Below are 26,301 nucleotides of genomic sequence, written 5' to 3'. Positions count from 1 at the left end.
AGCTCCTTTGCCTCAATCGGCCTTTTTCAGGTCGATGACTACCGCCGTCGCGAGCAGCCAGGCGCCCATCAGCGAGAAGAAATACAGCAGGTCACGCACATCAAGTACGCCCTTGCTGATGGCTTCAAAGCGGGTCAGAAAGCTGAACGACGCCAGCGTATCCAGCACCCACTGCGGTGCCCAGCCACTAAAGGCGTTCTGCACCATCGAAACCCCGCTGACAACGAACAGGAAGCAAACCACCACACTGAGGATGAAAGCGATGACCTGATTCTTGGTCACCGCCGACATGCAGGAGCCGATGGCCAGATAACCGCCCGCCATCAGCCAGCTACCGATGTATCCGGTCAGGATGGCGCCGTTGTCCGGTGCGCCCAGATAGTTCACGGTCAACACCATCGGAAAGGTCAGCAACAGCGCGATACCAACAAACACCCAGGCGGCCAGAAACTTGCCAAGCACCATGGCCCCACGCGACACCGGCAGGGTCATCAGCAGTTCGATGGTGCCGGACTTGCGCTCCTCGGCCCACAACCGCATGGCCACCGCCGGAATCAGGAACAGGTACAGACCTGCGTGAAAGTTGAAGAAGGCAATCAGGTCTGCCTGACCCGCCTCGTAAAAGCCACCGACATCGAAGGTAAACAGCGACGCCATGACCAGAAAGATCACGATAAAGATATACGCCAGCGGCGTGGCGAAGTAACTGCCCAGCTCGCGGCGGAAGATAACACCCAGATTGTTCATGCCGATTCCCCCGAGGTCAGACTGCGGAACACGTCGTCCAGGCGACCGCGTTCCACCGACAGTTCATTGACCTGCCACTGCTGCTCACGTGCCAGTTGACCAACCGCCGGGAAGATCACTTCACCCGGCTTGGCCAGCACGGTCAGCGCTAGGCCATCTGCCGCACGCTCTACCGTGGCCACACCGGGCAGCGATTCGAGCGCCGCGCTGTCAGCGGGCGCAGCCAGCGACAAGGTGACGGCTTGGTGATAACGCGAGCGGGCTTCCAATTCGTCCGGTGTGCCGTCAGCCAGCAGCCGTCCCTTGCCGATGATCACGGCACGGGAGCAGACAGCACTGACCTCTTCGAGGATATGGGTAGAAATCACTACAATCTTGTTGCTGCCTTCAGCCAACTGCTGAATCAGGCGACGTACCTGATGCTTCTGGTTGGGGTCCAGACCATCGGTAGGTTCGTCCAGAATCAGCACCTGTGGATCGTGCAAAATCGCCTGGGCCAGGCCAACCCGACGCTTGAACCCCTTGGACAATGTCTCGATGCGCTGGCCCAGCACCTCCTGCAACTCAACCTGTTCGACCGCACGCTGCACATGACGCTGACGCTCCGCGCCGCGCAGCCCGCGTACACTGGCGATGAACTCAAGAAAGCCCTTGACGCGCATGTCGCCGTAGCAGGGAGCACCTTCCGGTAGATAGCCCATCTTCTGCTGCGCCAGCAGCGTCTGGGCCTGAATATCAAAACCGCAAACCGAGGCCGAGCCACCGTCAGGTGTCAGAAACCCGGTCAGCATCTTCATGGTAGTGGACTTGCCGGCCCCGTTGGGCCCGAGAAAACCGAGCACTTCACCCGGCTTGACGTCAAACGACAGATTGTCGACGGCGACGTGATCGCCGAAGCGTTTGGTCAGGCTGTTTATGCTTATCATGCCTTTTATTATTCCCCCAAAATGGTCTTTCGCGCGGCCTGCAGCTGGCTTCTCCGGCCAGCGGTCGCCCCTGATATCCATGCCGGTTTACGACAATGCAACTGTGCAGTGGTTCACAATCGCGTGAGGCAAAATGCCCCGTCTCCGGCTGGATACGGATATGCACGAGGCAGTGACTATATGAATCCCCCCGGTGCATTTCAAGCGAACCTTTTGCCTGACGCCCCCGCCGTCGCCAAGGCAGGCTGCGAGCAACCGGTAAACCAGCTAGAATCCGCTGCAAACCGCTTTGCGCCAACCAGCCACCGCCAATGCAGCCTCAGAGATACTTATGTCCGCATCCTACTCTTCCCTGTTCGGTCGCCTGCGCTTTGGGCTGGCGCGTCGTGCACTGTATCTCTGGGCACGCTCTCGCCGCATTGGTGATGACGACACCATCGATCCCCAACGCCCGGTGATCTATGTATTGCCCTATCGCTCGCTGAGTGACCTGATCGTTGCCGACCGCGAGTGCGTGCGTGCCGGACTGCCCCGCCCGGTGCGCGCACCGCTGCCGCCGCTGGACGAGCGCGAGTCCTACGTTTTCCTGAACCACCAACGCTCCTGGGTTGGTCGCCCCGACCCACGGAGCCAGTCGCCACGCCTGGGCAAGGTGCTGGACTGCGCCCTGGACGACGCAGCCAGCGTGCAATTGGTGCCGATCACCGTATTCTGGGGCCAGTCACCGGACAGCGAATCATCACCGCTGAAGCTGCTGTTCGCCTGGAACTGGATGGGCGGTCGCCTGCGCAAGTTTCTCGCCATCCTGCTGCAAGGCCGCAAGGTGCGCGTGCATTTCGGGCCACAGGTTCCGCTGCAGACACTGCTTGAACCCGGCATGGACCAGCAGCGCGCAGTGCGCCGGGTCAACCGGGTACTGCGCGTTCACTTCCGCCAGCAGCGTGCCGCAGTAGTTGGCCCGGAGCTGGTTCACCGCAGCACACTACTCAAGGGCCTGCTGCATGCACCGCTGGTACGCGCTGCGATTGCCCAGGAGGCGAGCGAAAAAGGCATCGACGAGCGCAAGGCACAGGCGATGGCTGCGCGCTACGCGAACGAGATAGCCTCAGACTTTACCTATACCATCATCCGCTTTCTGGAAGTGGTGCTGAGCTGGTTCTGGAACAAGCTGTATGACGGTATCCGGGTCAACAACATCAAGCCGATCCAGGACATCGCCCGCGGCAATGAAATCATCTATGTGCCCTGCCACCGCAGCCACATCGACTACCTGCTACTGTCCTACCTGCTGTTTCGCAACAGCATGACCCCGCCGCATATTGCCGCCGGCATCAACCTGAATATGCCGGTCATCGGTGGCATTCTGCGCCGCGGCGGCGCCTTCTTCATGCGTCGCAGCTTCAAGGGCAATCAACTCTATACCGCGGTGTTCAACGAATATCTGCACGCCCTGTTCAGCCGGGGCTTCCCAGTCGAGTACTTCATCGAAGGCGGTCGTTCGCGCACCGGTCGCATGCTCAGCCCGAAAACCGGCATGCTCGCCATCACCCTGCGCAGCTTCCTGCGCTCCCCGCGCCGCCCCATCGTCTTCGTACCGGTCTATATTGGCTACGAACGGGTACTGGAAGGTCGTACCTACCTTGGCGAGTTGCGCGGCCAGGCGAAAAAGAAGGAGTCGGTATTTGATATCTTCCGCGTGCTGTCTGCCCTCAAGCTGCGTTTTGGCCAGGTGGCGGTCAACTTTGGCGAGCCGCTCGCACTAGCCGACTTCCTCGACCGCGAGCAGCCGGATTGGCGTAGCCAGACCCTGGCCCCGGAATACCGCCCGGCTTGGTTGAATGCCACAACCAACACGCTAGCCCGTGAGCTGACCAGCGGCATCAGCGCTGCCGCCGACGTCAATCCGGTCAATATGGTCGCGCTGGTGATGCTGTCCACCGCCCGCCTAGCGCTGGATGAGACCTCGCTGGCCCGTGCGCTGGACCGCTACAAGGCACTGCTGCAGGCAGTGCCCTACAGCAATGGCGTCACCCTTCCAGCAATTGATGGTCAGGCAATGATCGAGCACGTGGAATCCATGCAGATGATCGACCGCCAGTCCGACGCCCTCGGCGAGATCATGCGTCTGGACGAGCCGCAGGCGGTACTGATGACGTACTACCGCAATAATGTGCTGCATCTGGTCGTATTGCCCGCGCTGATTGCCTGCCTGTTCCAGAACAACCCGAGGATGACCCGCGAGCAGATTGAACGCTTGGTCATGGGCATCTACCCGTATCTGCAGGGCGAACTGTTTCTGCAGTGGAACGAAGCAGAGCTGCCTGAGGTAATTCAACAGTGGATAGACAGCCTGATCGAGCAGCAACTGCTGCGCGAAGCCGATGGCCAGATTCACCGCCCGGACCTCAGCTCAGCGGAATTCGTCATGCTCAGCCTGCTGTCGCGCAGCATCATCCAGATTCTGGAGCGCTTCTATATGGTCTCGGCGCTGCTGCTGAACTTCCCCAACGGCAGCCAGACCGCCGAGCAGCTGGAGGCGCGCTGTACGGTGATGGCCCAACGGCTGTCCATCCTGCACGGGTTGAACGCCCCGGAATTCTTCGACAAGACGCTGTTCCGCCAATTCATCCAGCGCCTGACCGACGAACAGGTGCTCAGCGCCGACGATGAAGGCCGCCTGCGTTACGTGTCCGGACTGGAAGATATTGCCGAAAACACCGCGAAACGGGTGCTCAGCGCCGAAGTGCGGCTGTCGATTCGCCAGGTCGCACGCAGCGCAGAAGGCTCAAAACACCCGGAAAGCGCGAGCTGACCGCAGGTCAGTCGAGCTTTTTCTTACCATAAATGTCGTACCGGCTGGACTGGCCGGCCAGCTGTGCACTGGGCTGCTGACCGGCAATCGCCGGAGCCTTGCGCGGCCGCTTGACCGCGACACGGTGGCTGGCCAGCTGCAGAGCGGCAGCCAGCAGTTGCGGCGCGTCATCGTCATCACCAGCCAGCGGTCGGAACAGGCGCATCTCCTTCTTCACCAGCGCCGACTTGTCGCGATGCGGAAACATTGGGTCAAGGTGAACCACCTGCGGTACATCCTGCTGCCAGGCGCCCATCGCCGCAATCGCATCGCAGTGCATCAGCCGCATGCGGCTGGCAATCTCCGCGACCTCACCGCCGGCCGCCCTGGCTCGTTGCAGGCCGTCTTCCAACAGCGCGGCGATCACCGGTTGACGCTCCAGCAGGGTCACCTCGCAGCCCAGCGCGGCAATCACGAACGCATCGCGTCCCAGCCCGGCAGTCGCATCCAGCACGCTAGGCCGAATGCTGCCGCGAATACCGACCGCACGGGCAACCATCTGCCCTGCCCCGCCGCCAAACTGGCGCCGATGAGCCATCGCCCCACTGACAAAGTCGACCCGTATCGCGCCGGGCGCCCCCGCCTCAGTGCTGCGCAGCGATAGCCCTTCATCATCCAGCTCCAACAGCAAACCTGCACCGTCCGGCAGATCCCCCAGCACCGGCAACTGCAACCGCGCAGCCAACGCCTCAGCGGCGATCTGAAAGCGGCCATCCAGCCAATTGACCGCCAGGGTTAAGGGCATGTCGTTACTCATGAAGCTTCCTGTCGATATCAGAACAAGCCGCCCTGCTGCGGCGTTTCGGCGGCCTCACGCTCACCGGGCCAGAGTGGCATCGGCGGCAACGCGGGCAAGCGCTCACAGAGCGCGGCATGAAAGTCTCGGGCCAGTTGAGGAGCCAACAGGTTGTCCGGGGTATGCATAAACAGCATCGGTTGGCGCCCATCCTGCAGCCACTGCACGCACTTGTCGAGCCAGGGTGCCAGCGCCTTCCAGTTGGCAGCCAGGTCCATACCGCCAATAAAACGCACACTGGGCCGCTCGCTCAACGCGATGGCGTGAACCGGCAGACGCGGCTTGCGCTGCTTTGCCTCAAGGGTAGCGGGATCAGTTGCATCGCTGGCAAATAAGGCTCGGCTGTCGAAGCTGATCCGTTCAACACCGCGCTGATGCAACAACCGATTGAGCTGACGCTCGGCCTCGTCCTTACGAAAGAAGCCCGGATGACGCACTTCGACTGCATAGCAGTAATCGCTCGGCAAGCTGTCGAGAAAACCTGCAAGCGCACCCAGCGCTTCCGGCGCGAAGCGTTCCGGCAGCTGCAGCCAGATCGGCCCCAGTCGCTGCTCCAGTGGTGCCATGCGACTGAGGAAGGTCTTCAAAATCGGCTGTGTCGGATCCAGTCGACCGCCGTGACTGACCTCACGCGGCAACTTGGCACAGAAATGAAAATCGTCCGCCAGCAGCTCGGCCCAGCGGGCAACCCGCGTGTCACTGGGCAACGAATAGAAAGTGGTATTGCCCTCGACCGCACCGAAGACCCGGCTATACTGCGCCAGCCGCTCGTCCGCATCGCTGCCACGGGTATAGAGATGACCAGACCAGGACGGCTCGGCCCAGAGCGGGCAACCAGTGATAAAACGCATGGGTAACACGGTCACGACATCAGGCGTAGGTGTCAATGCCGACGATGGCGTCGGCGGCGCTGTCGACCGGCATGTTGGCGGTGCTTTGATAGCTGGCCAGTGCCTGATTGGCACGGCCGTAGACGGGCTCGTAAGACTCGCGACGGGCCGGAATATACTCAGCGCTCGGTGCCGAGGCGGCGACCATCTGACCTGCAGGCAAACGGGTTTGCGTTACCCCAGCCTGCTCGTTGCCAGGCACGGACGCAGCAGCACTGTTACCAGTCGTATTGGCAATCGCGCGGCTGCTGCGGTCAGGCAGCGATGAGTAGGGATTAAAACCGTCCAGGCGCACCAGATTCGCTCCGAAGATAATAGGGCCAGCTTACGCCTGGCCCTTGGGCGTGGCAACCTTGTCGCGCAGGTAGACCGGCTGGGCATCAGCGGCATCCATCACCTCACCTGCCAGCCAGCTCGGCAGCGCCAGGGTGATCAGGTCGCGTGCGTCCGGCAGCATCTGCGGCCAGCTGCGCTCGGCCGCCACCGCCAGGCGATCGGCGTACTGCCAGCCGGTGCCGGCACCGGCGACCACGCTGACGCCTTCGGGCAGGCTGACCGCTTCCGGAGGGCAGACCCGCTCCGCATCAAGCGACCGCATGACACCGTCCTGCAGGCCGTACAGCCCCCAGTAGACTTCGTCCATGCGTGCATCAATCGCCGCTGCAACAGTTTCGGCACCGTGCTCACGCCACGCGCGCTGGGCCAGCGCTGCCAGATTGGACACAGCGATCACCGGCTTCTCGGCGGCAAAGGCCAGCCCCTGCACCATGCCGGTCGCGATGCGCACACCGGTGAAGGCACCGGGGCCACGACCAAACACCAGCGCGTCAACATCCTGTAGGCGCAGGTCACGCTCATTGAGCAGCTCCTCGATCATCGGCAGCAGACGCTGGGCGTGCTGACGCGGAATCACTTCGCTGCGCACGGTGACGTTGCCGCCATGCAGCAGCGCGGCGGAACAGCATTCGGTGGCGGTATCCAGAGCAAGCAGTGTGGTCATGGTCGGATTCTGAATTCAGGGCCGGGCATTGTACAAAAATGCAAAGACCCGTGCGACCGAAGTCAGCACGGGTCTCAGGGTCACGCGGACAGGACTCAGTCCAGCGCGATGATGACCTTGGCAGTAATCTGCTCGACGCTGCCGATGCCTTCTACCTTGGCGCACTTCGGCGTGCCCTTGGCAGCAGACAGCTTCTGGTAGAAGTCGACCAGCGGCTTGGTCTGGGTGTGGTACACCTGCAGACGCTTGCGTACGGTCTCTTCCTTGTCATCGTCACGCTGGATCAGGTCTTCGCCGGTGACGTCGTCCTTGCCGGCAACCTTCGGCGGATTGTGCTCAACGTGGTAGACACGGCCGGAACCCGGATGCACACGGCGACCGGACAGACGGGCAACGATTTCCTCATCAGCAACAGCAATTTCCAGTACGCGATCGATGTCGATGCCGGCTTCAACCAGCGCTTCGGCTTGCGGAATGGTGCGCGGGAAGCCATCGAACAGGAAGCCGTTGACGCAGTCATCCTGAGTGATACGTTCCTTGATCAGGCCGATGATCAGGTCGTCGGAAACCAGGCCGCCGTTGTCCATGACCTCTTTCACCTGCTTGCCAAGCTCGGTACCGGCCTTGACCGCTGCGCGCAGCATGTCCCCGGTGGAGATCTGCGGGATACCAAAACGCTCGCAGATGAACTGGGCCTGTGTGCCCTTGCCCGCCCCTGGGGCGCCCAACAGGATAACTCGCATGATGTACTCCTCGTCTAACTGAATCCGAGCTGTCAGCGGCCCTAAACCAGCGACCTGCCTGGCACCCACGCGGTGCGCAGATGCGGAAAAATTCGCACTATCCAGGCGGTGCTGGATCGCAAAGGGGGATCAACATACACGCCCGCGCCGCCATGCACAAGACGGACCATTGTCGCAGGCAAACAAGCCATTGAAATACTTGACGATCAGCGCAGCCCATCAAGGCTGCGCTTTCTGTCGTCAGCCGGTATTACGCATCCCGGCGGCGATGCCAGCCATGGTCACCATCAGCGCGCGCTCCAGATCTGGATCGACCTTCTCGCCCTGGGCGCGGGTACGCGCCATCAGCTCGGCCTGCAGCACGTGCAGCGGATCGGTATAGGGATTGCGGATCGCCACCGACTCGCCCAACGCCGGATTATGCGCCAGCAAGACCTCGGTATCGCGCAGTTGCAGCACAACCGCTGTCGCCTGTTCCAGCGCTGCACGCAGTCGCTCACCCAGCGGCCAGAGGTCCTGGCTGGCTAGGCGCCGCTCGTAGAAACGAGCAATATCGACATCGGCCTTGGACAACACCATTTCCAGCATCTCGACCCGCGCCAGGAAGAACGGCCAGCCCACCATCATCTCACGCAACTGCTCCTGCTTGCCGGCATCCAGCGCCTCCCGCAGCGCCTGCCCGGCACCTAGCCAGGCCGGCAGCATCAACCGGGTCTGGGTCCAGGCAAATATCCAGGGAATCGCGCGCAGGGTTTCAATACCACCCTGACTGCGTCGCTTTGCCGGCCGGCTGCCGAGCGGCAGGCGCCCCAGCTCCTGCTCCGGGGTGGCTTGCCGGAAGTACTCAACGAACTGCGGCTCGCCGCGTACAGCCCCGCGATACACCTCCACCGAGCGATCAGCCAATTGCTGCATCAATTCCCGCCAGGCCGGCTTTGGCGCAGGCGGCGGCAGCAGACTCGCTTCCAGCACCGCACTGGCGTAAAGCTGCATGCTTTGCACCGCGATACCGGGCAGCCCGAACTTGAAGCGGATCATCTCGCCCTGCTCGGTTACACGCAGCTGGCCGCGCACCGAGCCCGGCGGTTGCGACAGGATCGCCATGTGCGCAGGAGCACCGCCGCGCCCCACGGTGCCGCCACGGCCGTGGAACAACCGCAGACGCACACCATGGCGCTGGCAGACACCTACCAGCGCTTCCTGAGCGCGGTACTGCGCCCACCCGGCAGCCAGCGTGCCAGCATCCTTGGCCGAGTCGGAGTAACCGATCATGACTTCCTGCTCGTCACCAACCAGCGCGCGGTACTGATCCAGCGCCAGCAGCCGATCGATGGCATCGGCGGCGTGGTCCAGATCATCGAGGGTCTCGAACAACGGGGCAACCCGCATCGGCCAGCTGACGCCAGTCTCTTTGAGCAGCAACTTGACCGCCAGCACATCGGAGGGGTGCGAAGCCATGGAAATAACGTAGGAACCAAGCAGCTCTCGCGGCTGCTGAGCGACGACCCGGCAGGTCGCCAACACTTCAGCCACGTCGGCAGACGGCTGCCAGTCAGGCGGCAGCAGAGGACGGCGACTGTGCAACTCCTCAAGCAGGAAGCGACAACGGGCGTCTTCGTCCCAGTCGGCGTAGTTACCCAATTGCAGGTATTGCGTCAGTTCGCTAAATACCTCGGCATGTCGCGCCGCATCCTGACGAATATCCAGGCGCACCAGCCCGAGACCAAAGGCGTTAACCCGTCGCAACGTATCCAGCAGCGGACCATTGGCAATGCGCTTGAGACCAAACTGCATCAGCGAGCGGTAACACAGTTCCAGCGGGCCGCGCAGGTCGTCCAGCTTGTGCAAGACTTCGTCAGGCATCGGCACATCAGCAGTAAGCGACTGTTCCGCCCAGCGCCGGCTTGCCTGCAGCCGGGTACGCAACTGCTTGAGCACCGAGCGATAGGGCTCATCGACCGACTCGGCTTGCGCCAGCAGTTCGTCGCTGGCCGCGTGCATCGATAGCTGATTGGTCAGTTCCTCGATGTCGCGCAGGTACAGATCCGCCGCCATCCAACGCCCCAGCAACAGCACCTCACGGGTCACTGGCGCCGTCACGTTGGGGTTGCCATCGCGATCACCGCCCATCCAGGACGCAATTCGCACCGGCGAGGCGCGCAGGTCAAGGTGATGCCCCGTCGCCTCATGCACATCGGTATCAAAACGACGAATAAACTGCGGCAATGCCTGCCACAGTGAATGTTCGATCACGGCAAAGCCCCATTTGGCCTCATCGACCGGCGTCGGGCGGGTACGGCGAATCTCATCGGTATGCCAGGCCTCGCTGATCAGCCGCGCCAGATCCTGTCGAACCTCGTCCTGCTCGGCAGCAGTCAGGTCGTCGTGGTCGCCCCGGGCAAGGGCCGCCGCAATGGCATCGTACTTCTGAATCAGGGTACGACGGGTGACCTCGGTGGGATGCGCGGTTAGCACCAGCTCAATATCCAGCTCGTTGACCTGCTTGACGATGGCCTCGGCGCTGAAATTTTCCTGCTTCAGCCGGGCCAGCAAGTCACTCACGCAGCGCAGTTCAAACGCCAGCGGCTCGTCGGCACGGCGACGACGGATGCGGTGATGCTGCTCGGCGATATTGGCCAGGTTGAGAAACTGATTGAAGGCCCGACATACCGGTAGCAACTGACTGTCCGGCAGGTCCTGCAAGGCACTGAGCAGCGCTTCATTGGCGGCCTGATCTGCCTTGCGGCCCTGCTTGGCGCCCAACCGAATGCGCTCGATGCGCTGTAAAAAGTCCTCTCCCAGATGTGCCTGGATGGTCTGCCCAAGCAGGGCTCCCAGATTGTGGACGTCTTCACGCAAGCGAGCATCGATATCGGTCATGGACTTACCTCCGAACGTTTTGGGACTACCAGCATGCGATGCACGCCCCCGCCTGACAAGGGGCCAATGGCACTTAAAGCCATGTCGATGGTCTATGCTCAAGGAGTCGCCACAAGCGAACCCGGAAGTACAGACCTGTTGTGCCAGTTTTGACTGCAGATGACAGGTCGACAAGCTCTCACAAGGGGGAAACCATGAAGATCCGTGAACTCACCCAGACTTGGGAAAAAACCGCCAAGGGCCGCGTTACCCGTAATACCTATGACGTGCACCTGTCACTGGAAGATGCAGCGCGCCTGGAAGCGCTGCACGAAATGTATCCAAAACGCCGCATCGAAGACTTGATCACCGACCTGCTCAGCGCAGCGCTGGAAGAACTCGAAGCCAGCCTGCCCTATCAGGCCGGCACCAAGGTGATTTCCGTTGATGAGTTGGGTGATCCGCTCTACGACGACGTTGGCCCTACGCCACGCTATCTGGAGCTGAGCCGCAAACACCTCAGGGAGCTGATCGAACGTCAGCAGGAAACCCAGCATTAGCAGCGGCAATCACGGTCACGGCATGCCGTGACCGTACGCAAGCAGGGTAGCGAAGGTGTCGCGTGACGCCCGCAGGTTACAACCCCGCTTGCTTGGCCATATCCCAAAAGGCGTCGAGTTCGTCCAGAGCGCGCTCGGCCACCGTAGTGCCCTGCGCACGCACTTGATCTTCGATAAAGCGGAAGCGCCGCTCGAACTTGGCATTGCCCTGACGCAAGGCGTTTTCCGCATCCACGCCGAGATGACGCGCCAGGTTGACCACGCAGAACAGCAGGTCACCCATTTCCTCTGCGACAGCCTGCTGCTGGCCAGCGGCCAGTGCTTCGCGCACCTCATCGAGCTCTTCGCTGATCTTGTCAATGACCGGCGCTGCCTCGGGCCAGTCGAACCCGGCGGACGAGGCGCGCTTCTGCAGTTTTTGCGCGCGACTCAGCGCCGGCAGCGCTGCGGGCACATCATCCAGCAATGAAAGCTGTTCAGGCTGGTCTGCCTTCTCAGCCCGTTCCTCGGCCTTGATCTGCTCCCAGCGCTGTTTGATCTGCTCAGGTGCCAAAGTCAGGGTGCCAGGCGGGGTACGCAGCTTGCCATCCGGGAACACATGGGGGTGGCGCCGCACCAGCTTGCGGGTGATGCCATCCACCACCTCGTTCCAGCCAAAACGCTGCTCTTCATCTGCCAGCTGAGCGTAATACACCACCTGAAATAGCAGGTCACCCAGCTCGCCACGCAATTGGTCGAAATCGCCCTGCTCGATGGCATCGGCGACTTCGTAGGCCTCTTCCAGCGTATGCGGCACGATGGTCGCGTAGCTCTGCTCCAGATCCCACGGACAACCGTGCTGCGGGTCGCGCAGGCGCTGCATCAGGTACAGCAGATCATCCAGCTGATAGCTCATCCGCGAGCTTCCTGACGGTTGCGCCGCGCCTCGATCACGTTCGGCAACTGGCTGATCCGGGTCAACAGACGGCTGAGCAGACCGAGATTCGGAATTTCGATAGTCAGCAACATGGCGGCGTAGTTATCGTCCTTGTTGGTACGCGTATTAACCTCCAGCACGTTGATCTTCTCGTTGGCCAACAACAGTGAAACGTCGCGCAACAGACCGGAGCGGTCGTAGGCCTTGATATAGATCTCCACCGGGTAGGTCTGCACTGGTGCGCCGCCCCAGCTCACCTCGATCAGGCGCTCAGAGTCACGATCCTGCAGCTGCATCGCATTGGCACAGTCGGCGCGGTGGACCGTGACGCCGCGACCGAGGGTGATATAGCCAATGATCGGATCGCCCGGCACCGGCTGACAGCAGCCCGCCAGTTGGGTCATCAGGTTGCCGACACCCTGAATATAGACGTCGCCGCGGCGGCCGACAGAAGAGCGGCTCGGCTTCTTCGGAATCAGCTCCAGCTGCTCGCTGTGACGATCCGGCTCGACCAATTGCTGGGCCACAGTCACCACGTGGGCCAGACGCATATCGCCGGCTCCGACAGCGACGAACAAATCTTCCTGACTCTTCAGCCCGAGACGGTCGATCAGTTGCGCATAGTCTGCGCCGTTCAGGGCCATACGGGTCAGTTCGCGCTCGACCATCAGCTTGCCGGCCTGAACGTTCTGCTCGCGGGCCTGCTCCTTGAACCAGTGCTGCACCTTGGCCCGCGCGCGCGACGTGTTCAGGTAGCCGAGGTTGGGGTTCAGCCAGTCACGACTCGGCCCGCTCTGCTTGCCGGTAATGATCTCGACCTGCTCACCGGTCTGCAGCAGGTAGTTGAGCGGGACAATGCGGCCGTTGACCTTGGCGCCGCGGCAGCTGTGACCGATCTCGGTGTGTACCCGATAAGCGAAATCCAGCGGGGTCGCGCCCTTGGGCATGTCCAGCACGTGCCCATCGGGCGTGAACAGATAGATGCGGTCCGGCTCAAAGTCGACCCGCAGCTGCTCGGCCAGCCCGCCGATATCGCCCATTTCTTCGTGCCATTCCAGCACCTGCCGCAGCCAGGCGATCTTGTCTTCGTAGGCGTTGGAGTTGCTGTCCAGGTCGGTTCCCTTGTAGCGCCAGTGGGCGCAGACACCGAGCTCAGCCTCTTCATGCATACCCTGGGTACGGATCTGTACTTCCAGCACCTTGCCCTCAGGGCCGATCACCGCAGTGTGCAGCGAGCGGTAGCCGTTCTCCTTGGGATTGGCGATATAGTCGTCGAACTCGTTGGGAATGTGGCGCCACAGGCTGTGCACCACACCCAGCGCGGTATAGCAGTCACGCACCTGCGGCACCAAAATCCGCACCGCGCGCACGTCGTAGACCTGACTGAAATCGATGCCCTTGCGCTGCATCTTCCGCCAGATCGAATAGATATGCTTGGCCCGCCCAGTGATGTCGGCATGAATGGACGCCTCTTCCAGCGCCGCACGCAGCTGCCCCATCACCGCATCGATATATTCCTGCCGGTCAAGCCGGCGTTCGTCCAGCAGCTTGGCAATCTGCTTGTACTGGGCAGGCTCCAGATAACGGAAGGACAGATCCTCCAGCTCCCACTTGATATGACCGATACCAAGCCGGTGCGCCAGCGGCGCATAGATGTCGAACACCTCGCGGGCAACCCGGTAACGCTTCTCCTCCGGCGCGTCCTTGACCGCCCGGATGGCGCAGGTGCGTTCAGCCAGCTTGATCAACGCAACGCGTACGTCGTCGACCATGGTCACCAGCATCTTGCGCAAATTCTCGACCTGTGACTGGGTGTTGAACATGGCATTGTTGCCGGGGTTCTGCGACACACTGATCGCCGCCATGCGCTGGACACCATCAACCAGATGGGCGACGGTCGGGCCAAAACGGTGCTCTACCTCGGTGATATCGGTCTTGCGCTCACGCACCGCGCGATAGACCACGGCGGCGACCAGCGAATCCTGGTCGAGTTTGAGGTCGGCAAGAATCTCGGCCATTTCCAGACCGGTGCGGTAGCTGCTGGCGCCGTTGGCCCAGATGTTTTCGGCCGCAATGGCCTGCTGCTCGAGGTCACATGCCCACTCGCACGCCTCATGCAGCACCTGGGGATCGCTGAGCTGGGTCCGCTCCCCGATTCTGCTAATCCAGGCGTCGATGTTGACGCTTCCATCCTGATTGATCGGGTGTGCTGCTCTGACCTGTACCATCTTTCTTATCCTCGCCCAGAGGCGATCTATTGTCTCCGGAACAATGCCATGGCTTCGACATGGGCGGTCTGGGGAAACATGTCCATGATACCCGCCCGAACCAGGGTGTAGCCCTTGCCAGCCAGAATTCCCGCATCCCGCGCCAGCGTGGCCGGATTGCAGGAAACATAAAGTATGCGTTCAACACCCATCGCCGCCAGATCTGCGGCCATTTGATCTGCGCCGTCGCGCGGCGGATCAAGCAAGGCAGCGGTATATGTCTGGGGCCCTGCTGGCATTTCAAGTGGCTTCGACAGATCAGCCGGCAAAAAGTGCACTGCCGGCAGTTTGTTTTTACGCGCGTTGTCCTGCGCCCGCGCGACCATCTCTTCACTGCCCTCAATGCCGACTACTGCTGCACCCGCCCGGGCCAACGCCAGGGCAAAATTGCCGACCCCGCAGAACAGATCCAGCACCGCCTCGCCCGGCTCGATAGCCAGCCAGTCCAGCGCCTGGTTAACCATCGCCTGATTAATCTGCGGGTTGACCTGGGTAAAGTCACCCGGGGCAAACTCCAACATCAACTGCTGATCAGCCAGCCGATAGGCCGGCTCGGCGGCAGCGCCCAGCGGTACAGCCGACAAGTCATCACCCTGCAGCCAGCAGCTCATGCCGAACTGCGTGGCAAAGGCTGCCAACTGCTGCTGGTCCTCGGCTGGCAACGGCCGCAGGTGGCGCAGCACCAGTGCCGGATGTTCTCCACCAATCAGTTCAACATGACCCAAGGTCTCGACCGCCTCAAGACCACGCAGCATGCTCGGTAGCGCCTTGAGCGCGGCCTCTAGCTCCGGCACCAGAACAGGGCATTGCTCCACATTAACCAGCTCACTGCTGGCCCGCTGACGAAAGCCCACATCCAGCTCACGCCGCTGCCGGTCCCAGCGCAGCGCAATACGTGTCCGCTGACGATAGCCGTATTCCGGCCCGGACAATGCCGGCGCCCATTGCTTTGGTTCAAGTTGGGCGAAATGTTGCAATTGCTGGGCCAGTGCCTGCTGCTTGATCTCCAGCTGCTGCGTGTGTGCCATGTGCTGCAGACTGCAGCCACCACACAATTCAACGTGCGGACAACGCGGCTGCTGACGCTCTGGACTACTCTGCTGTAGGCTTTCCAGGCGTGCCTCGATCAACTTGCTACGCGCCCGGACAACCCTGGCGGTAACCTGCTCGCCGGGCAAACCGCCCTCGACAAAGGTAGTTCGTCCTCGCCAGCGGCCGATGCCGCGGCCATCGTGGGTCAGGCGCTCAAGCGCAAGCTCGATGCGCTGGCCAACCGCAGCAGGCGCGTCGGCGACGGCGGTTGCGCGCGGGCGACCGCGACCGCGCTTCATACCGGACCGTCGTATACGCCGGTGGACAGGTAGCGATCACCACGATCACAGATGATCGCCACAATGACCGCATTCTCGACCTCGGCGCTGATCCGCAGCGCTGCTGCAACCGATCCACCGGACGACACGCCGCAGAAGATGCCCTCCTCCCGCGCCAGTCGACGCATGGTCACTTCGGCTTCCTGCTGGCCCATATCGATCACCTGATCCACCCGGGTGTCATCAAAGATGGTCGGCAGATATTCCTTCGGCCAGCGACGGATGCCGGGAATGGCGGCACCCTCGATCGGTTGCAGGCCGACAATCTGAATCGCCGGATTCTGTTCCTTGAGGTAACGGGAAGTGCCCATGATGGTACCGGTGGTACCCATTGAGCTGACGAAGTGGGTCACGGTGCCCCGGGTGTCACGCCAGATCTCTGGACCGGTGCCGCGATAATGGGCCTCGGGATTGTCCTCATTGCCAAACTGGTCGAGCACCTTGCCCTGCCCTTCGGCCTGCATCCGCAAAGCCAGATCCCGGGCACCTTCCATGCCCTGGGCCTGGGTTACCTCGATCAGCTCGGCACCGTAGGCGGTCATCGCCGACTTGCGCTCGGCGCTCATGTTGTTCGGCATGATCAGCACCATGCGGTAGCCCTTGATGGCCGCCGCCATTGCCAATGCGATGCCGGTATTGCCAGAGGTGGCTTCAATAAGGGTGTCGCCGGGCTTGATATCGCCGCGCACCTCGGCTCGCTCGATCATCGACAGCGCCGGACGGTCCTTGACCGAGCCAGCCGGGTTGTTACCTTCAAGCTTGACCAGGATGGTGTTGCTGGTATTGCCAGGCAGGCGCTGCAATCGCACCAGCGGCGTGTTGCCGATGCAGTCGGCGATGGTTGGGTAACTCATGAATCCACCTCGGGGCCGGTTGACCCGGACAACTGGGTCATCAAAGCTGTGCTTTTTGCTAAGTCGGCCTATGATACCGGCAACGGCGTAGTGGATATACCTAATGAACGAGATCGGCATCAAGGCGCGGCTCCTGCTGATGACCCTGATCCCCGCGGGGATTCTGGCCACGGCGGTCGGCGCCTACTTCAGCTGGCAACACCTTGGCGACCTGCAACAGCAGTTACTGGAACGAGGCCAATTGACGGCCGAGCATCTGCAGCGACCCGCTACCGAAGCACTGCTGGCGCGGCAGCCAGCGCGACTACGTAGTGCGCTGGCCAGCACCCTGAACTACCAGGACGTACGCGCAGTCGCACTCTACGACGCAGACCGTCACCCCCTTGAACACAGCGGCCCGCAAATGTTCGTTGCCGATAAACCGCTGCCGGAAACCCCGCTTGCCGCTGGCACCGGCCTGCAGATTCGCAGCGGCGAACGCAGCACCCGGTTCATTCTGCCGTTGCAGGCAAGTCCGGAGCTGCTGGCCAACGCTGAGCGCAACGATATCGAACCTGATGCCCTGATCGGCTGGCTGGAAGTCGAGCTGAGCCACGGCAATACCGAGCTGCGGACCTACCAGACCCTGCTCAGCACCCTGGTACTGATCCTGCTGGGATTGCTGATCACCAGCCTGATGGTGAGCCTCATGGGCCGGCGCATTCTGGAGCCGATTGCCGACATCAACCAGGCCATCGCCCGCATCAGCAAGGGCCAGCTGGACGTACGCCTGCCGAAACAGGGCGCCCGGGAGCTGGATGATCTTGCCGAAGGCGTGAACACCATGACCCAGGCGCTGCAGAGCGCCCAGGGCGAGCTACAACAAAACGTCGAGCAAGCCACCGAGGACCTGCGGCAGACCCTGGAAACCATCGAGGTTCAGAACATCGAACTGGATATGGCCCGCAAGGCCGCGCAGGAAGCCAGCCGGATCAAATCCGAATTTCTCGCCAACATGAGCCACGAACTGCGCACCCCTCTCAATGGCATCCTCGGCTTCAGCAACCTGCTGCAGCGCACTGAAATGACTACTCGCCAGAGCGAGTATCTGGACACCATCAGCAAATCCGCGAACAACCTGCTGGCCATCATCAACGAAATACTCGACTTCTCCAAAATCGAGGCGGGCAAACTGACGCTGGAAACCATGCCGTTCAATCTCCGCGACCTGATTGAAGACACCCTGACCATGCTCGCACCCGCCGCGCACCAGAAGCCGATCGAATTGGTCAGCCTGATCTACAGCGACGTACCGCTGGGCCTGAGCGGTGATCCGCTGCGCATGAAACAGATTTTGTCCAACCTGCTGAGCAACGCGATCAAGTTCACCCATGCAGGCTCGGTTTGCCTGCGGGTAATGCTGGAAGAAGACAACGACAGCAATGCTACTCTGCGCATCAGCGTTACCGACACTGGCGTCGGGCTTTCCGAAGCGCAGCAGAAATCACTCTTCCGTGCTTTCAGTCAGATCGACAATTCGCTGACCAGACAAACCAGCGGCACCGGTCTGGGGTTGGTCATCACCAAACGTCTGGTCGAAGAAATGCACGGCGACATTGGCCTCAATAGCGCGCCGGGAGAAGGCTCGGAGTTCTGGCTGACGGTGACCCTGAACAAGTCCAGCCAGGCCAGCGACGACCTGCCTGAGCGGCCGCTGAGCGGCATCCATGCTGCGGTATACGAGCCACTGGCACTGACCCAGCAGGCGCTGCTGCACTCGCTGGATGATCTTGGTCTGCGCACTAGCATCTACCCCTCCATCGCCGCGCTGGACAGCGCCCTCCGCTCGCCGGAGGGGCAGGATATACAGCTTGCGCTGATCAGCAGTGGAGAAAACGACGCAGAGTGGGCGGAAAGCGCCCAGGCTGTGCAGCGCTGGGCAGCCGCTGGTCACTGTCAGAGTATCCTGCTGGTCAACACCGTTGCCCAACCAGACCTGCTGGATCAGTTGCCAAAGGCGCATTGCGCGGTACTTTCGCGCCCCCTGTGCATGCGTAAGCTGTATCGCACGACTACCCGTCTGCTGGCTCCTCGCGGCGATACCGGCGCCTCAGAGGTTTCATTGCCCCCCACGGGCGAGCGCCGCAGCAACCCGAACAGCGTCAGCATTCTTTGCGTTGATGACAATCCAGCCAACCTGAAACTGGTCGACACCTTTCTGCAGGAAATGGGCACCCGTGTGCGCACCGCATCCAGTGGCGTGGAGGCGCTCGATATTCTCGACGAACAGCGCTTCGATCTCATATTCATGGATGTACAGATGCCTGGTATGGACGGGCGCCAGACTACCGAAGAACTGCGCATCCGCGAGGATATGAGTCAACAGTCCGCCACCCCGATCGTCGCCCTGACCGCCCACGCACTGGCGGATGAGCGTCGCAAGCTGCTTCGCTGCGGAATGAATGACTACCTCAGCAAACCGATCAACCCGGAGCAACTGCGCGACTGTATTTTGAAGTGGACCGGTCACGACCTTTCGGCGGTGACCGCTCCCGCAATCGAGCCGCCCGCAGCATCAGAGCCGCCACGCACCGAACCGCGCATCCTGGATCGTGATGAAGGACTGCGACTGGCCGCCGGCAAGGCCGATCTGGCGCAGGATATGCTGGAGATGCTGATGCAGAGCCTGCCCGGTGATCGCGAACAGATCGAGCGCAACTACCAGGCTGGCAACCTGGACGCACTACTGGAAACCGTGCACCGGCTGCACGGTGCAACCCGCTACTGCGGCGTACCTGAGCTGCGCAAACGTTGCCTGCAGACCGAGACAAAACTCAAGGAAAAGACGCCCTGTGATGACGAGGTAAAACAGCTGCTGGAGGCCATCGACCGATTGCAGAGTGCGCTGTCAGTCCTGTGACCAGATGGCAAAGGCTAACGCCTGCTCACGCTCATCACTGAGCGATATCAGCATGCGCCCGCCACCGCCGGCGGTCACGCGCTCCGCCGCCGCGCCGCTCAGCACCACCACTGGTGCCCCCAGCGGGTCGCGGTCGAGCTGCATGTGCTGCCACGACAGACCACCCGCCAGCCCCGTGCCCAGGGCCTTCATGATCGCTTCCTTGGCGGCGAAACGCTTGGCCAGAAACCGCGCAGGCTGGCCGTGCGCCGCAAAGCGCGCAAACTCATCAGGTGTCAGGATACGACGCGCAAAACGTTCGCCCTGACGCCCGAGCACCGCCTCGATCCGCTCAACCAGCACCAGGTCGGTGCCGATACCCCTGATCATCGGCCAGAGGCTTCCATAATCAACTGGCGCATGTCACGCACCGCCCCGGCAAGACCAGAGAACAGCGCACGGGCAATGATCGCATGGCCAATGTTCAGTTCGTTGATGCCGGGGATGGCCGCGATAGCCTCAACGTTATGGTAGTGCAGGCCATGACCGGCATTGACCACCAGCCCGAGCTTGCGCGCGTAGTTGACCGACTCACGAATACGTTCCAGAGCCTGCTGTTGTTCGGCCCCCTCGGTATCGGCGTAATGGCCGGTATGCAGTTCGATCACCGGTGCCCCCAGGCGTTTGGCCGCTTCGATCTGGCGCGGGTCCGGGTCAATAAACAGCGAAACCTCAGAACCAGCCGCAGCCAAGCGCTCAATGGCAGCCTGCACGCGGGCCTCGTTGCCGCAGACATCCAGGCCTCCTTCGGTAGTCAGCTCCTCACGACGCTCAGGTACCAGACAGACATGAGCAGGTCGGATCTTTTCGGCGAATGCGACCATTTCGTCGGTGACCGCCATCTCAAAATTCATCCGCGTCTGCAGCACCTGGGCAAGCAGCAGAATATCGCGCTCCTGGATATGCCGACGGTCTTCACGCAGGTGAACCGTAATTCCATCAGCCCCGGCCTGCTCAGCCTCAATGGCAGCCTGTACCGGATCCGGATAACGCGTACCACGGGCCTGCCGCAAGGTAGCAACGTGATCAATATTGACGCCCAACAGAACGCGATCAGACTGGCTCATGCAAGATTCTCCGTTGACTATGCCGGGGCGACCATCCGCCCTGGCCTCAGCGCGGCTCGCCCGTGCGACCCGGCGCAAATAATTGGCGGCTGACCAGTGGGCGATCACCCAAGTGGACAGCCAACACCTGGCGCATCAAGCGCTTGGCAATCGGCAGAGCCTCGGGGTCAGCCCAGTTCTGCGCAGCCATTGCCAACAGCCCCCGTCCAGGCAAGCCGCCCTGGGTGGCATCCACCACTGGGTATAACCCCATATCCGGGCTCCAGCAGTAGAGGGTGTCAGCCAGCACCGGCTGCTGATCGGCATCCTCTGTCAGACTAAAACCGTACCCCAGCAGCACTATCAGCTGCCACTCGAATTCACGCAGAACGGGCTCGACCGAGAGCGGAGTCAAAGCCAGCTGTTCCAGTGCAGACTGATAGCCAGCAAACAGGAGCGTCTGGGCGTCACCCGGTGACAGCAAACGAACCAGCAGTTCATTGAGGTACATGCCGCTAAACAACGCCTGGCCCTGCAATCGGGCGTGGGCACCGGCGACTTCGGCCTGCTGCAGGGTTTTCAGATCGCCACGCCCCTGCCAGCTCACCAGCAAAGGTACAAAGGGCTGTGGCTTTACACCGCGACCGCTACGCGCACCACGCCAGACGACCCGCTGCAGTCCGCCCTGCAGGCTGAGCAGGTCAACCAGCGCGCTGGTGTCACGATAAGGCCTGCTGTGCAGGACGTAGGCGGGCTGCAGATGCTCGCGCATGCAGGTCAGTCGTCGAAACGATAACCCAGCGAGCCGAGGGCGCGCTCATCATCGGACCAGCCGCGACGCACCTTGACCCACAGATTGAGCATGATCTTGCTGCCAAACAGTTTCTGCATGTCGAGGCGCGCTTCCTGACCGATCTTCTTCAGTCGGTCACCGCCATCACCAATGATGATTTTTTTCTGACCTTCACGTTCCACCAGAATCAGGGCGTGAATATGCAGAATGCGTCCTTCCTGTTTGAACTGCTCGATTTCAACCGCGACCTGATAGGGAATCTCGGCCCCGAGCTGACGCATGACCTTCTCGCGGACCAGCTCTGCGGCAAGAAAGCGCGAGCTCTTGTCGGTCAGTTGATCTTCAGGATAGAAGTGTTCACTTTCCGGCAGCCGCTCGGCAATCAGCGACTCAAGACGGTCGATGTTACGCCCCTGCAGAGCGGACACCGGCACCACCTCGGCATTGGGCAGTTGCTGTGTCAGCCACTCCAGATGCGGCAACAGTTCATTCTTGTCTTCCATCCGGTCAAGCTTGTTAACCACGATCAGCACCGGACACGAGACATACTGCACCCGCTCCAGCACCATCTGGTCCTCGTCGGTCCAGCGCAAACGATCCACAACGAACAGCACCACATCGACATCACGCAGCGCCTGACTGGCGCTCTTGTTCATGAAGCGGTTGAGCGCCTTTTCGTTTTCCTTGTGCAGACCAGGGGTATCGACATAGATTGCCTGCACCTCACCCTCGGTCTTGATACCCAGAAGGGTATGGCGCGTGGTCTGCGGCTTGCGCGAGGTGATGGCCAGCTTCTGCCCAAGGATATGGTTCAGCAGAGTCGATTTGCCGACATTGGGGCGGCCAACAATGGCTACATAGCCGCAGCGGGAAACAGCATCAGTCATCGGCACGCTCCACACCCAGGGCGATCAACGCCAGCTGGGCTGCCTGTTGTTCTGCCAGACGCCGGCTACTGCCGACCCCGAAGGTTCGCTCAGCCAACAGCGCGACCTGACAGTCCACCTTGAATGTTCTGCAGTGGGCTTCGCCACTGCTCTCGATCACCTCATAACGAGGCAGCTCGCTCTGACGCGACTGCAGAAACTCCTGCAAACGCGTTTTTGGGTCCTTGTTGTTATCTACCAGCGTCAGGGTAGCAATGTGCCCCCCCAGCCAGTGCAGAACGCGTTCACGCACAGCGTCCAGCCCGCTGTCGAGGTAGATAGCACCGATAATGGCTTCGGTCGCATCAGCAAGAATCGACTCACGGCGAAATCCGCCGCTCTTCAATTCGCCGGACCCCAGCCGCAGGTACTCACCGAGCTCAAAGCCTTTGGCAAGCTCAGCCAGGGTGACGCCCTTGACCAGCCGCGCACGCAACCTGGAGAGCTGTCCTTCGCGGGCCTGGGGAAAATGTTGAAACAACATCTCGGCAGCAACAAAATTCAGAATCGAGTCGCCCAGAAACTCCAGGCGCTCGTTGTTGCGTCCACCAAGACTGCGGTGGGTAAGGGCCAGTACCAGTAGGTCCTGATCCTTGAAGTGGTAGCCTATCCTGCGCTCTAGTCGGTCTAACTTATTGCTCACTTTAATGGTCTGACAATGAATGTTTCGTCAAAGTGAACCAGCAGGTCCACTGTGTTCAGTAGCGGCGCGCGCACCTCGTACTTGAGCACCAGGGTGTAGGCATTCTGACCACTCTGGGTCACCTTGATGGCTTCTTTTGGATTGATGTCGCGGATACTGTTTAGCTGCATGCCCTTTTCAATGTAAGTATTGAGGTCACGCAGCGAGTTGATCTTGATCGTCGGATCTTCGTTGACCGTCGTAATCATGTTGCGCAACGAGTAGTGGTCCATGTAAATCGGGACCAGCTTCATCGCGATAACCATGCCGAATACGACCAACGCGATAACGGCCAACCAGCCGAAGAAGGAAGCCCCTTTCTGTGAGTTGCGCATGATAACCTCGTAGTCCGTTGTTGATGTTATGTCCTGTTCGGCCCGCTCAATGAATCAGAGCAACGCTCGAAAAACTTGGCAAGTTACTCAGTTTTGGCTCGGGCCAATGCATCCAGACCGCGAATGCCTTGCCCACAATATAGTTGTCAGGAACCATGCCCCACAACTCCCTGGGCATTTCCGTTGACTGCCAGTAACGGCTGTCGTTGGAGTTATCCCGGTTGTCCCCCATCATGAAATAGTGCCCCTCCGGCACCACCCATTCATTGGGGCGGGGTGTCTGCGACAGCTGCTTCTGACGAATCAGGTGGCTGACCGCGCCCAACTGCTCCTGGAATATCTCTGCCTTGGCAACGGCCTGCAGCGGGTGACCGTCAGGCACTTCGTCATCCGGTATGACCTCAATCAATTCATGCTCGATCTTCTGGCCGTTGATATACAGCTGCTTTCCAGCATAGCGGATATGATCACCGGGCAAGCCGACTACCCGCTTGATGTAGTTAATAGTCGGATCATTGGGATAGCGAAACACCATGACATCGCCGCGCTGCGGCTCACCCACCGGGATGATCTTGGTATCGATTACCGGCAGACGAATGCCATAGGCAAACTTGTTAACGAGGATAAAATCCCCCACATCCAGCGTCGGCTTCATTGAGCCGGATGGAATCTGAAACGGCTCCACCAGAAACGAACGCAGCACCAGCACAACCGCCAGCACCGGGAAAAAGGATTTGCCGTACTCGACCAGCAATGGCTCCTTTTCGAGCCGCTCGATGGTCTGGGGGTCGGCCACATCGACCTGGGCTTCGTAACTGGCTATCGCACGACGACGACGAGGCGCGAGAAGAACGAGATCAAGCAGGGCCAGAAACCCACTGACGGCAACCGCAATCACCAGCACCAGTGGAAAGTTGATATGCATCATCGTTCGCGCTTACCGTCTCTAGTTGTCGACTTTCAGTACCGCCAGGAACGCGTCCTGCGGGATCTCCACACTACCTACCTGCTTCATGCGCTTCTTACCAGCCTTCTGCTTTTCAAGCAGCTTTTTCTTCCGGCTGGCATCACCACCATAGCACTTGGCAAGTACGTTCTTGCGCAGCGCCTTGACGGTTGAACGGGCAACAATCTGGCCACCGATAGCGGCTTGAATGGCCACATCGAACATCTGACGCGGGATCAGGTCCTTCATCTTCTCAACCAGCTGCCGCCCCTTGAACGCCGCATTGTCACGGTGCACGATCAGCGCCAGCGCATCGACCTTCTCACCATTGATCAACACATCCAGGCGAACCAGTTTAGCCGGCTGGAAGCGATCAAAGCTGTAATCGAGCGAGGCATAACCGCGGCTGACCGACTTGAGACGGTCAAAGAAATCCAACACCACCTCGTTCATCGGCAGGTCGTACACGACCTGAACCTGGGTGCCAAGGAAGATCATGTCGTGCTGTACGCCACGCTTCTCGATACACAGGGTGATGACACTACCCAGATGGTCCTGCGGCACCAGGATGTTGGCCCGCACGATGGGCTCGCGCATTTCCTCGATCATCGATGGGTCAGGCAGCAGCGAGGGGTTGTCGACATAGATGATTTCGCCACCCTTCGTCACGACCTCGAACACAACGGTCGGTGCGGTGGTGATCAAATCAAGGTCGTACTCACGCTCGAGACGCTCCTGAATGATCTCCATATGCAGCATGCCGAGGAAACCGATACGGAAGCCAAAGCCAAGCGCTTCGGAGCTTTCCGGCTCAAACTGGAGTGCGGCATCGTTCAGCGTCAGTTTTTGCAGCGCCTCACGAAAATCCTCGAAATCATCTGAACTGACCGGGAAAAGACCGGCATAAACCTGTGGCTTGACCTTCTGGAAGCCTGGCAGCGAGCTGACATCCGGCGTAGTCGACAGGGTCAGGGTGTCGCCAACCGGGGCACCGTGAATATCCTTGATACCCGCGATGATGAAGCCCACCTCGCCCGCCTTCAGGTCAGCCGTTTCGGTATGCTTGGGGTTGAATACGCCGACGCTGTCGACCAGATGGGTCTTGCCGGTCGACTTGACCAACACCTTGTCACCCTTCTTGATACGGCCGTGTTTGACCCGTACCAGCGACACAACACCGAGGTAGTTATCGAACCAGGAGTCGATAATCAGCGCCTGCAGTGGCGCTTCGAGATCCCCTTCCGGCGAAGGAATGGTGTGAATCAGCGCTTCGAGCACATCCTCCACACCAATACCGCTCTTGGCTGAGCAAGCAACCGCATCGGTGGCATCAATACCGATCACGCTCTCAATCTCTGCTTTTACTCGCTCGGGCTCGGCCTGCGGCAAGTCGATCTTGTTCAGCACCGGCATGACCTCAAGGCCCTGCTCGATGGCGGTATAACAATTGGCTACCGATTGCGCTTCCACGCCCTGGGCGGCATCAACCACCAGCAGCGCGCCCTCGCAAGCTGCCAGCGAACGACTGACCTCGTAGTGAAAGTCGACGTGACCGGGAGTATCAATGAAGTTGAGCTGATAGGTCTTGCCATCTTTGGCGGTGTAATACAGCGTAACGCTGTGCGCCTTAATGGTAATGCCGCGTTCCCGCTCCAAATCCATGGAGTCGAGCACCTGGGCTTCCATTTCGCGCTCGGTCAGGCCGCCACAAATCTGAATGAAGCGGTCAGCCAGCGTCGACTTGCCATGGTCGATGTGGGCAATGATGGAAAAGTTACGAATCAGGCTCAGGTCACTCACAGCGCGGATCATCCAGACAGGGTTGCCAGACTTGGCGAGACGGGGAGGCGACTCCC

At 60.8% G+C, this 26,301-nt stretch carries 23 protein-coding genes; 3 read left to right on the top strand and 20 right to left on the bottom strand.

Annotated features, from left to right (window positions below):
- Positions 1–12 precede the first annotated feature (12 nt).
- Positions 13–747, bottom strand: coding sequence for an ABC transporter permease (locus tag ACKPCU_RS07100; RefSeq protein ID WP_104736949.1), 735 nt, complete (start codon positions 745–747; stop codon positions 13–15).
- On the bottom strand, positions 744–1,673 hold the full coding sequence (locus ACKPCU_RS07095; protein ID WP_104736948.1) for an ABC transporter ATP-binding protein: 930 nt from the start codon (positions 1,671–1,673) through the stop codon (positions 744–746). Before ACKPCU_RS07095 ends, ACKPCU_RS07100 begins: the two co-directional genes overlap by 4 nt.
- Before the next feature lie 331 nt (positions 1,674–2,004).
- Here ACKPCU_RS07095 and plsB point away from each other — a divergent pair, with 331 nt between their 5' ends.
- On the top strand, positions 2,005–4,485 hold the full coding sequence (gene plsB, locus ACKPCU_RS07090; protein WP_321350954.1) for a glycerol-3-phosphate 1-O-acyltransferase PlsB: 2,481 nt from the start codon (positions 2,005–2,007) through the stop codon (positions 4,483–4,485).
- Positions 4,486–4,492: 7 nt separating this feature from the next.
- Here the strand turns inward: plsB and ACKPCU_RS07085 are convergent, their stop codons facing one another.
- The 6 genes from ACKPCU_RS07085 to ppc form a co-directional block, all read right to left on the bottom strand.
- The gene (locus ACKPCU_RS07085) at positions 4,493–5,281 is read right to left on the bottom strand and encodes a class I SAM-dependent methyltransferase (RefSeq protein ID WP_321350953.1); all 789 of its coding nucleotides are present in this window, start codon (positions 5,279–5,281) and stop codon (positions 4,493–4,495) included.
- A gap of 17 nt (positions 5,282–5,298) precedes the next feature.
- Positions 5,299–6,171, bottom strand: coding sequence for a DUF72 domain-containing protein (locus ACKPCU_RS07080; RefSeq protein WP_321350951.1), 873 nt, complete (start codon positions 6,169–6,171; stop codon positions 5,299–5,301).
- Positions 6,172–6,190: 19 nt separating this feature from the next.
- Positions 6,191–6,505 (bottom strand): hypothetical protein, encoded by a 315-nt coding sequence (locus ACKPCU_RS07075; protein ID WP_104736944.1) that lies wholly within the window; start codon positions 6,503–6,505, stop codon positions 6,191–6,193.
- Positions 6,506–6,535: 30 nt separating this feature from the next.
- Positions 6,536–7,210: a tRNA (adenosine(37)-N6)-threonylcarbamoyltransferase complex dimerization subunit type 1 TsaB gene (gene tsaB, locus ACKPCU_RS07070; RefSeq protein ID WP_321350949.1), complete on the bottom strand. Its 675-nt coding sequence runs from the start codon at positions 7,208–7,210 to the stop codon at positions 6,536–6,538.
- Positions 7,211–7,305: 95 nt separating this feature from the next.
- Positions 7,306–7,953, bottom strand: coding sequence for an adenylate kinase (adk, locus tag ACKPCU_RS07065; RefSeq protein ID WP_321350947.1), 648 nt, complete (start codon positions 7,951–7,953; stop codon positions 7,306–7,308).
- A gap of 240 nt (positions 7,954–8,193) precedes the next feature.
- Complete coding sequence (gene ppc, locus ACKPCU_RS07060; RefSeq protein ID WP_321350944.1) at positions 8,194–10,833, bottom strand: phosphoenolpyruvate carboxylase; 2,640 nt, start codon at positions 10,831–10,833, stop codon at positions 8,194–8,196.
- A 194-nt stretch (positions 10,834–11,027) separates the two neighbouring features.
- Between ppc and ACKPCU_RS07055 the strand changes: the two genes are divergently transcribed.
- The gene (locus tag ACKPCU_RS07055) at positions 11,028–11,372 is read left to right on the top strand and encodes a pilin assembly protein (RefSeq protein WP_104736940.1); all 345 of its coding nucleotides are present in this window, start codon (positions 11,028–11,030) and stop codon (positions 11,370–11,372) included.
- Positions 11,373–11,448: 76 nt separating this feature from the next.
- Here the strand turns inward: ACKPCU_RS07055 and mazG are convergent, their stop codons facing one another.
- From mazG to cysM, 4 genes are read right to left on the bottom strand one after another with little or no spacing between them, the layout of a single operon-like run.
- The gene (gene mazG, locus ACKPCU_RS07050; protein WP_104736939.1) at positions 11,449–12,267 is read right to left on the bottom strand and encodes a nucleoside triphosphate pyrophosphohydrolase; all 819 of its coding nucleotides are present in this window, start codon (positions 12,265–12,267) and stop codon (positions 11,449–11,451) included.
- Positions 12,264–14,516, bottom strand: a complete 2,253-nt coding sequence (gene relA / locus ACKPCU_RS07045) for a GTP diphosphokinase (RefSeq protein WP_321350941.1) — start codon at positions 14,514–14,516, stop codon at positions 12,264–12,266. The genes mazG and relA overlap by 4 nt, the downstream gene beginning before the upstream one ends.
- Positions 14,517–14,542: 26 nt before the next feature.
- The gene (gene rlmD, locus ACKPCU_RS07040) at positions 14,543–15,886 is read right to left on the bottom strand and encodes a 23S rRNA (uracil(1939)-C(5))-methyltransferase RlmD (protein ID WP_321350939.1); all 1,344 of its coding nucleotides are present in this window, start codon (positions 15,884–15,886) and stop codon (positions 14,543–14,545) included.
- Positions 15,883–16,779, bottom strand: coding sequence for a cysteine synthase CysM (gene cysM, locus ACKPCU_RS07035; RefSeq protein WP_321350936.1), 897 nt, complete (start codon positions 16,777–16,779; stop codon positions 15,883–15,885). Before cysM ends, rlmD begins: the two co-directional genes overlap by 4 nt.
- Positions 16,780–16,882: 103 nt before the next feature.
- Here cysM and ACKPCU_RS07030 point away from each other — a divergent pair, with 103 nt between their 5' ends.
- A complete protein-coding gene (locus ACKPCU_RS07030; protein ID WP_321350934.1) occupies positions 16,883–19,678 on the top strand; it encodes a response regulator in 2,796 nt (931 codons plus the stop codon).
- Here ACKPCU_RS07030 and acpS read toward each other — a convergent pair.
- From acpS to lepA, 8 genes are read right to left on the bottom strand one after another with little or no spacing between them, the layout of a single operon-like run.
- Positions 19,667–20,047, bottom strand: a complete 381-nt coding sequence (gene acpS, locus ACKPCU_RS07025) for a holo-ACP synthase (protein WP_104736934.1) — start codon at positions 20,045–20,047, stop codon at positions 19,667–19,669. The genes ACKPCU_RS07030 and acpS overlap by 12 nt on opposite strands.
- On the bottom strand, positions 20,044–20,784 hold the full coding sequence (gene pdxJ / locus ACKPCU_RS07020; protein ID WP_321350932.1) for a pyridoxine 5'-phosphate synthase: 741 nt from the start codon (positions 20,782–20,784) through the stop codon (positions 20,044–20,046). Before pdxJ ends, acpS begins: the two co-directional genes overlap by 4 nt.
- Positions 20,785–20,830: 46 nt before the next feature.
- The gene (gene recO / locus ACKPCU_RS07015) at positions 20,831–21,535 is read right to left on the bottom strand and encodes a DNA repair protein RecO (protein WP_321350930.1); all 705 of its coding nucleotides are present in this window, start codon (positions 21,533–21,535) and stop codon (positions 20,831–20,833) included.
- Positions 21,536–21,540: 5 nt separating this feature from the next.
- On the bottom strand, positions 21,541–22,443 hold the full coding sequence (era, locus tag ACKPCU_RS07010) for a GTPase Era (RefSeq protein WP_104736931.1): 903 nt from the start codon (positions 22,441–22,443) through the stop codon (positions 21,541–21,543).
- Entirely contained in the window at positions 22,436–23,125 is a 690-nt protein-coding gene (gene rnc, locus ACKPCU_RS07005; protein WP_321350927.1) for a ribonuclease III, read from the bottom strand. Before rnc ends, era begins: the two co-directional genes overlap by 8 nt.
- Positions 23,122–23,499 carry a DUF4845 domain-containing protein gene (locus tag ACKPCU_RS07000; RefSeq protein WP_104736929.1) on the bottom strand — a complete coding sequence of 126 codons (378 nt, stop codon included), beginning with the start codon at positions 23,497–23,499 and terminating at the stop codon, positions 23,122–23,124. The genes rnc and ACKPCU_RS07000 overlap by 4 nt, the downstream gene beginning before the upstream one ends.
- A 46-nt stretch (positions 23,500–23,545) precedes the next feature.
- Positions 23,546–24,424, bottom strand: a complete 879-nt coding sequence (lepB, locus tag ACKPCU_RS06995) for a signal peptidase I (protein ID WP_321351773.1) — start codon at positions 24,422–24,424, stop codon at positions 23,546–23,548.
- A gap of 21 nt (positions 24,425–24,445) precedes the next feature.
- Complete coding sequence (lepA, locus tag ACKPCU_RS06990; RefSeq protein WP_321350925.1) at positions 24,446–26,245, bottom strand: translation elongation factor 4; 1,800 nt, start codon at positions 26,243–26,245, stop codon at positions 24,446–24,448.
- Between the last annotated feature and the right edge of the window lie 56 nt (positions 26,246–26,301).

Origin of the sequence: Halopseudomonas oceani (genome assembly GCF_963677335.1) — a bacterium.
GTDB classification, from domain to species: domain Bacteria; phylum Pseudomonadota; class Gammaproteobacteria; order Pseudomonadales; family Pseudomonadaceae; genus Halopseudomonas; species Halopseudomonas oceani.
Note: the sequence above shows the minus strand (reverse complement) of the source record. Positions and strands in the feature narration are given on the sequence as shown.

Coding starts and splice junctions, on each gene's coding strand:
- ACKPCU_RS07100 (WP_104736949.1), bottom strand. CDS start 747: ATGAACAATCTGGGTGTTATCTTCCGCCGCGAGCTGGGCAGTTACTTC.
- ACKPCU_RS07095 (WP_104736948.1), bottom strand. CDS start 1,673: ATGATAAGCATAAACAGCCTGACCAAACGCTTCGGCGATCACGTCGCC.
- plsB (WP_321350954.1), top strand. CDS start 2,005: ATGTCCGCATCCTACTCTTCCCTGTTCGGTCGCCTGCGCTTTGGGCTG.
- ACKPCU_RS07085 (WP_321350953.1), bottom strand. CDS start 5,281: ATGAGTAACGACATGCCCTTAACCCTGGCGGTCAATTGGCTGGATGGC.
- ACKPCU_RS07080 (WP_321350951.1), bottom strand. CDS start 6,171: ATGCGTTTTATCACTGGTTGCCCGCTCTGGGCCGAGCCGTCCTGGTCT.
- tsaB (WP_321350949.1), bottom strand. CDS start 7,210: ATGACCACACTGCTTGCTCTGGATACCGCCACCGAATGCTGTTCCGCC.
- adk (WP_321350947.1), bottom strand. CDS start 7,953: ATGCGAGTTATCCTGTTGGGCGCCCCAGGGGCGGGCAAGGGCACACAG.
- ppc (WP_321350944.1), bottom strand. CDS start 10,833: ATGACCGATATCGATGCTCGCTTGCGTGAAGACGTCCACAATCTGGGA.
- ACKPCU_RS07055 (WP_104736940.1), top strand. CDS start 11,028: ATGAAGATCCGTGAACTCACCCAGACTTGGGAAAAAACCGCCAAGGGC.
- mazG (WP_104736939.1), bottom strand. CDS start 12,267: ATGAGCTATCAGCTGGATGATCTGCTGTACCTGATGCAGCGCCTGCGC.
- relA (WP_321350941.1), bottom strand. CDS start 14,516: ATGGTACAGGTCAGAGCAGCACACCCGATCAATCAGGATGGAAGCGTC.
- rlmD (WP_321350939.1), bottom strand. CDS start 15,886: ATGAAGCGCGGTCGCGGTCGCCCGCGCGCAACCGCCGTCGCCGACGCG.
- cysM (WP_321350936.1), bottom strand. CDS start 16,779: ATGAGTTACCCAACCATCGCCGACTGCATCGGCAACACGCCGCTGGTG.
- ACKPCU_RS07030 (WP_321350934.1), top strand. CDS start 16,883: ATGAACGAGATCGGCATCAAGGCGCGGCTCCTGCTGATGACCCTGATC.
- acpS (WP_104736934.1), bottom strand. CDS start 20,047: ATGATCAGGGGTATCGGCACCGACCTGGTGCTGGTTGAGCGGATCGAG.
- pdxJ (WP_321350932.1), bottom strand. CDS start 20,784: ATGAGCCAGTCTGATCGCGTTCTGTTGGGCGTCAATATTGATCACGTT.
- recO (WP_321350930.1), bottom strand. CDS start 21,535: ATGCGCGAGCATCTGCAGCCCGCCTACGTCCTGCACAGCAGGCCTTAT.
- era (WP_104736931.1), bottom strand. CDS start 22,443: ATGACTGATGCTGTTTCCCGCTGCGGCTATGTAGCCATTGTTGGCCGC.
- ACKPCU_RS07000 (WP_104736929.1), bottom strand. CDS start 23,499: ATGCGCAACTCACAGAAAGGGGCTTCCTTCTTCGGCTGGTTGGCCGTT.
- lepB (WP_321351773.1), bottom strand. CDS start 24,424: ATGCATATCAACTTTCCACTGGTGCTGGTGATTGCGGTTGCCGTCAGT.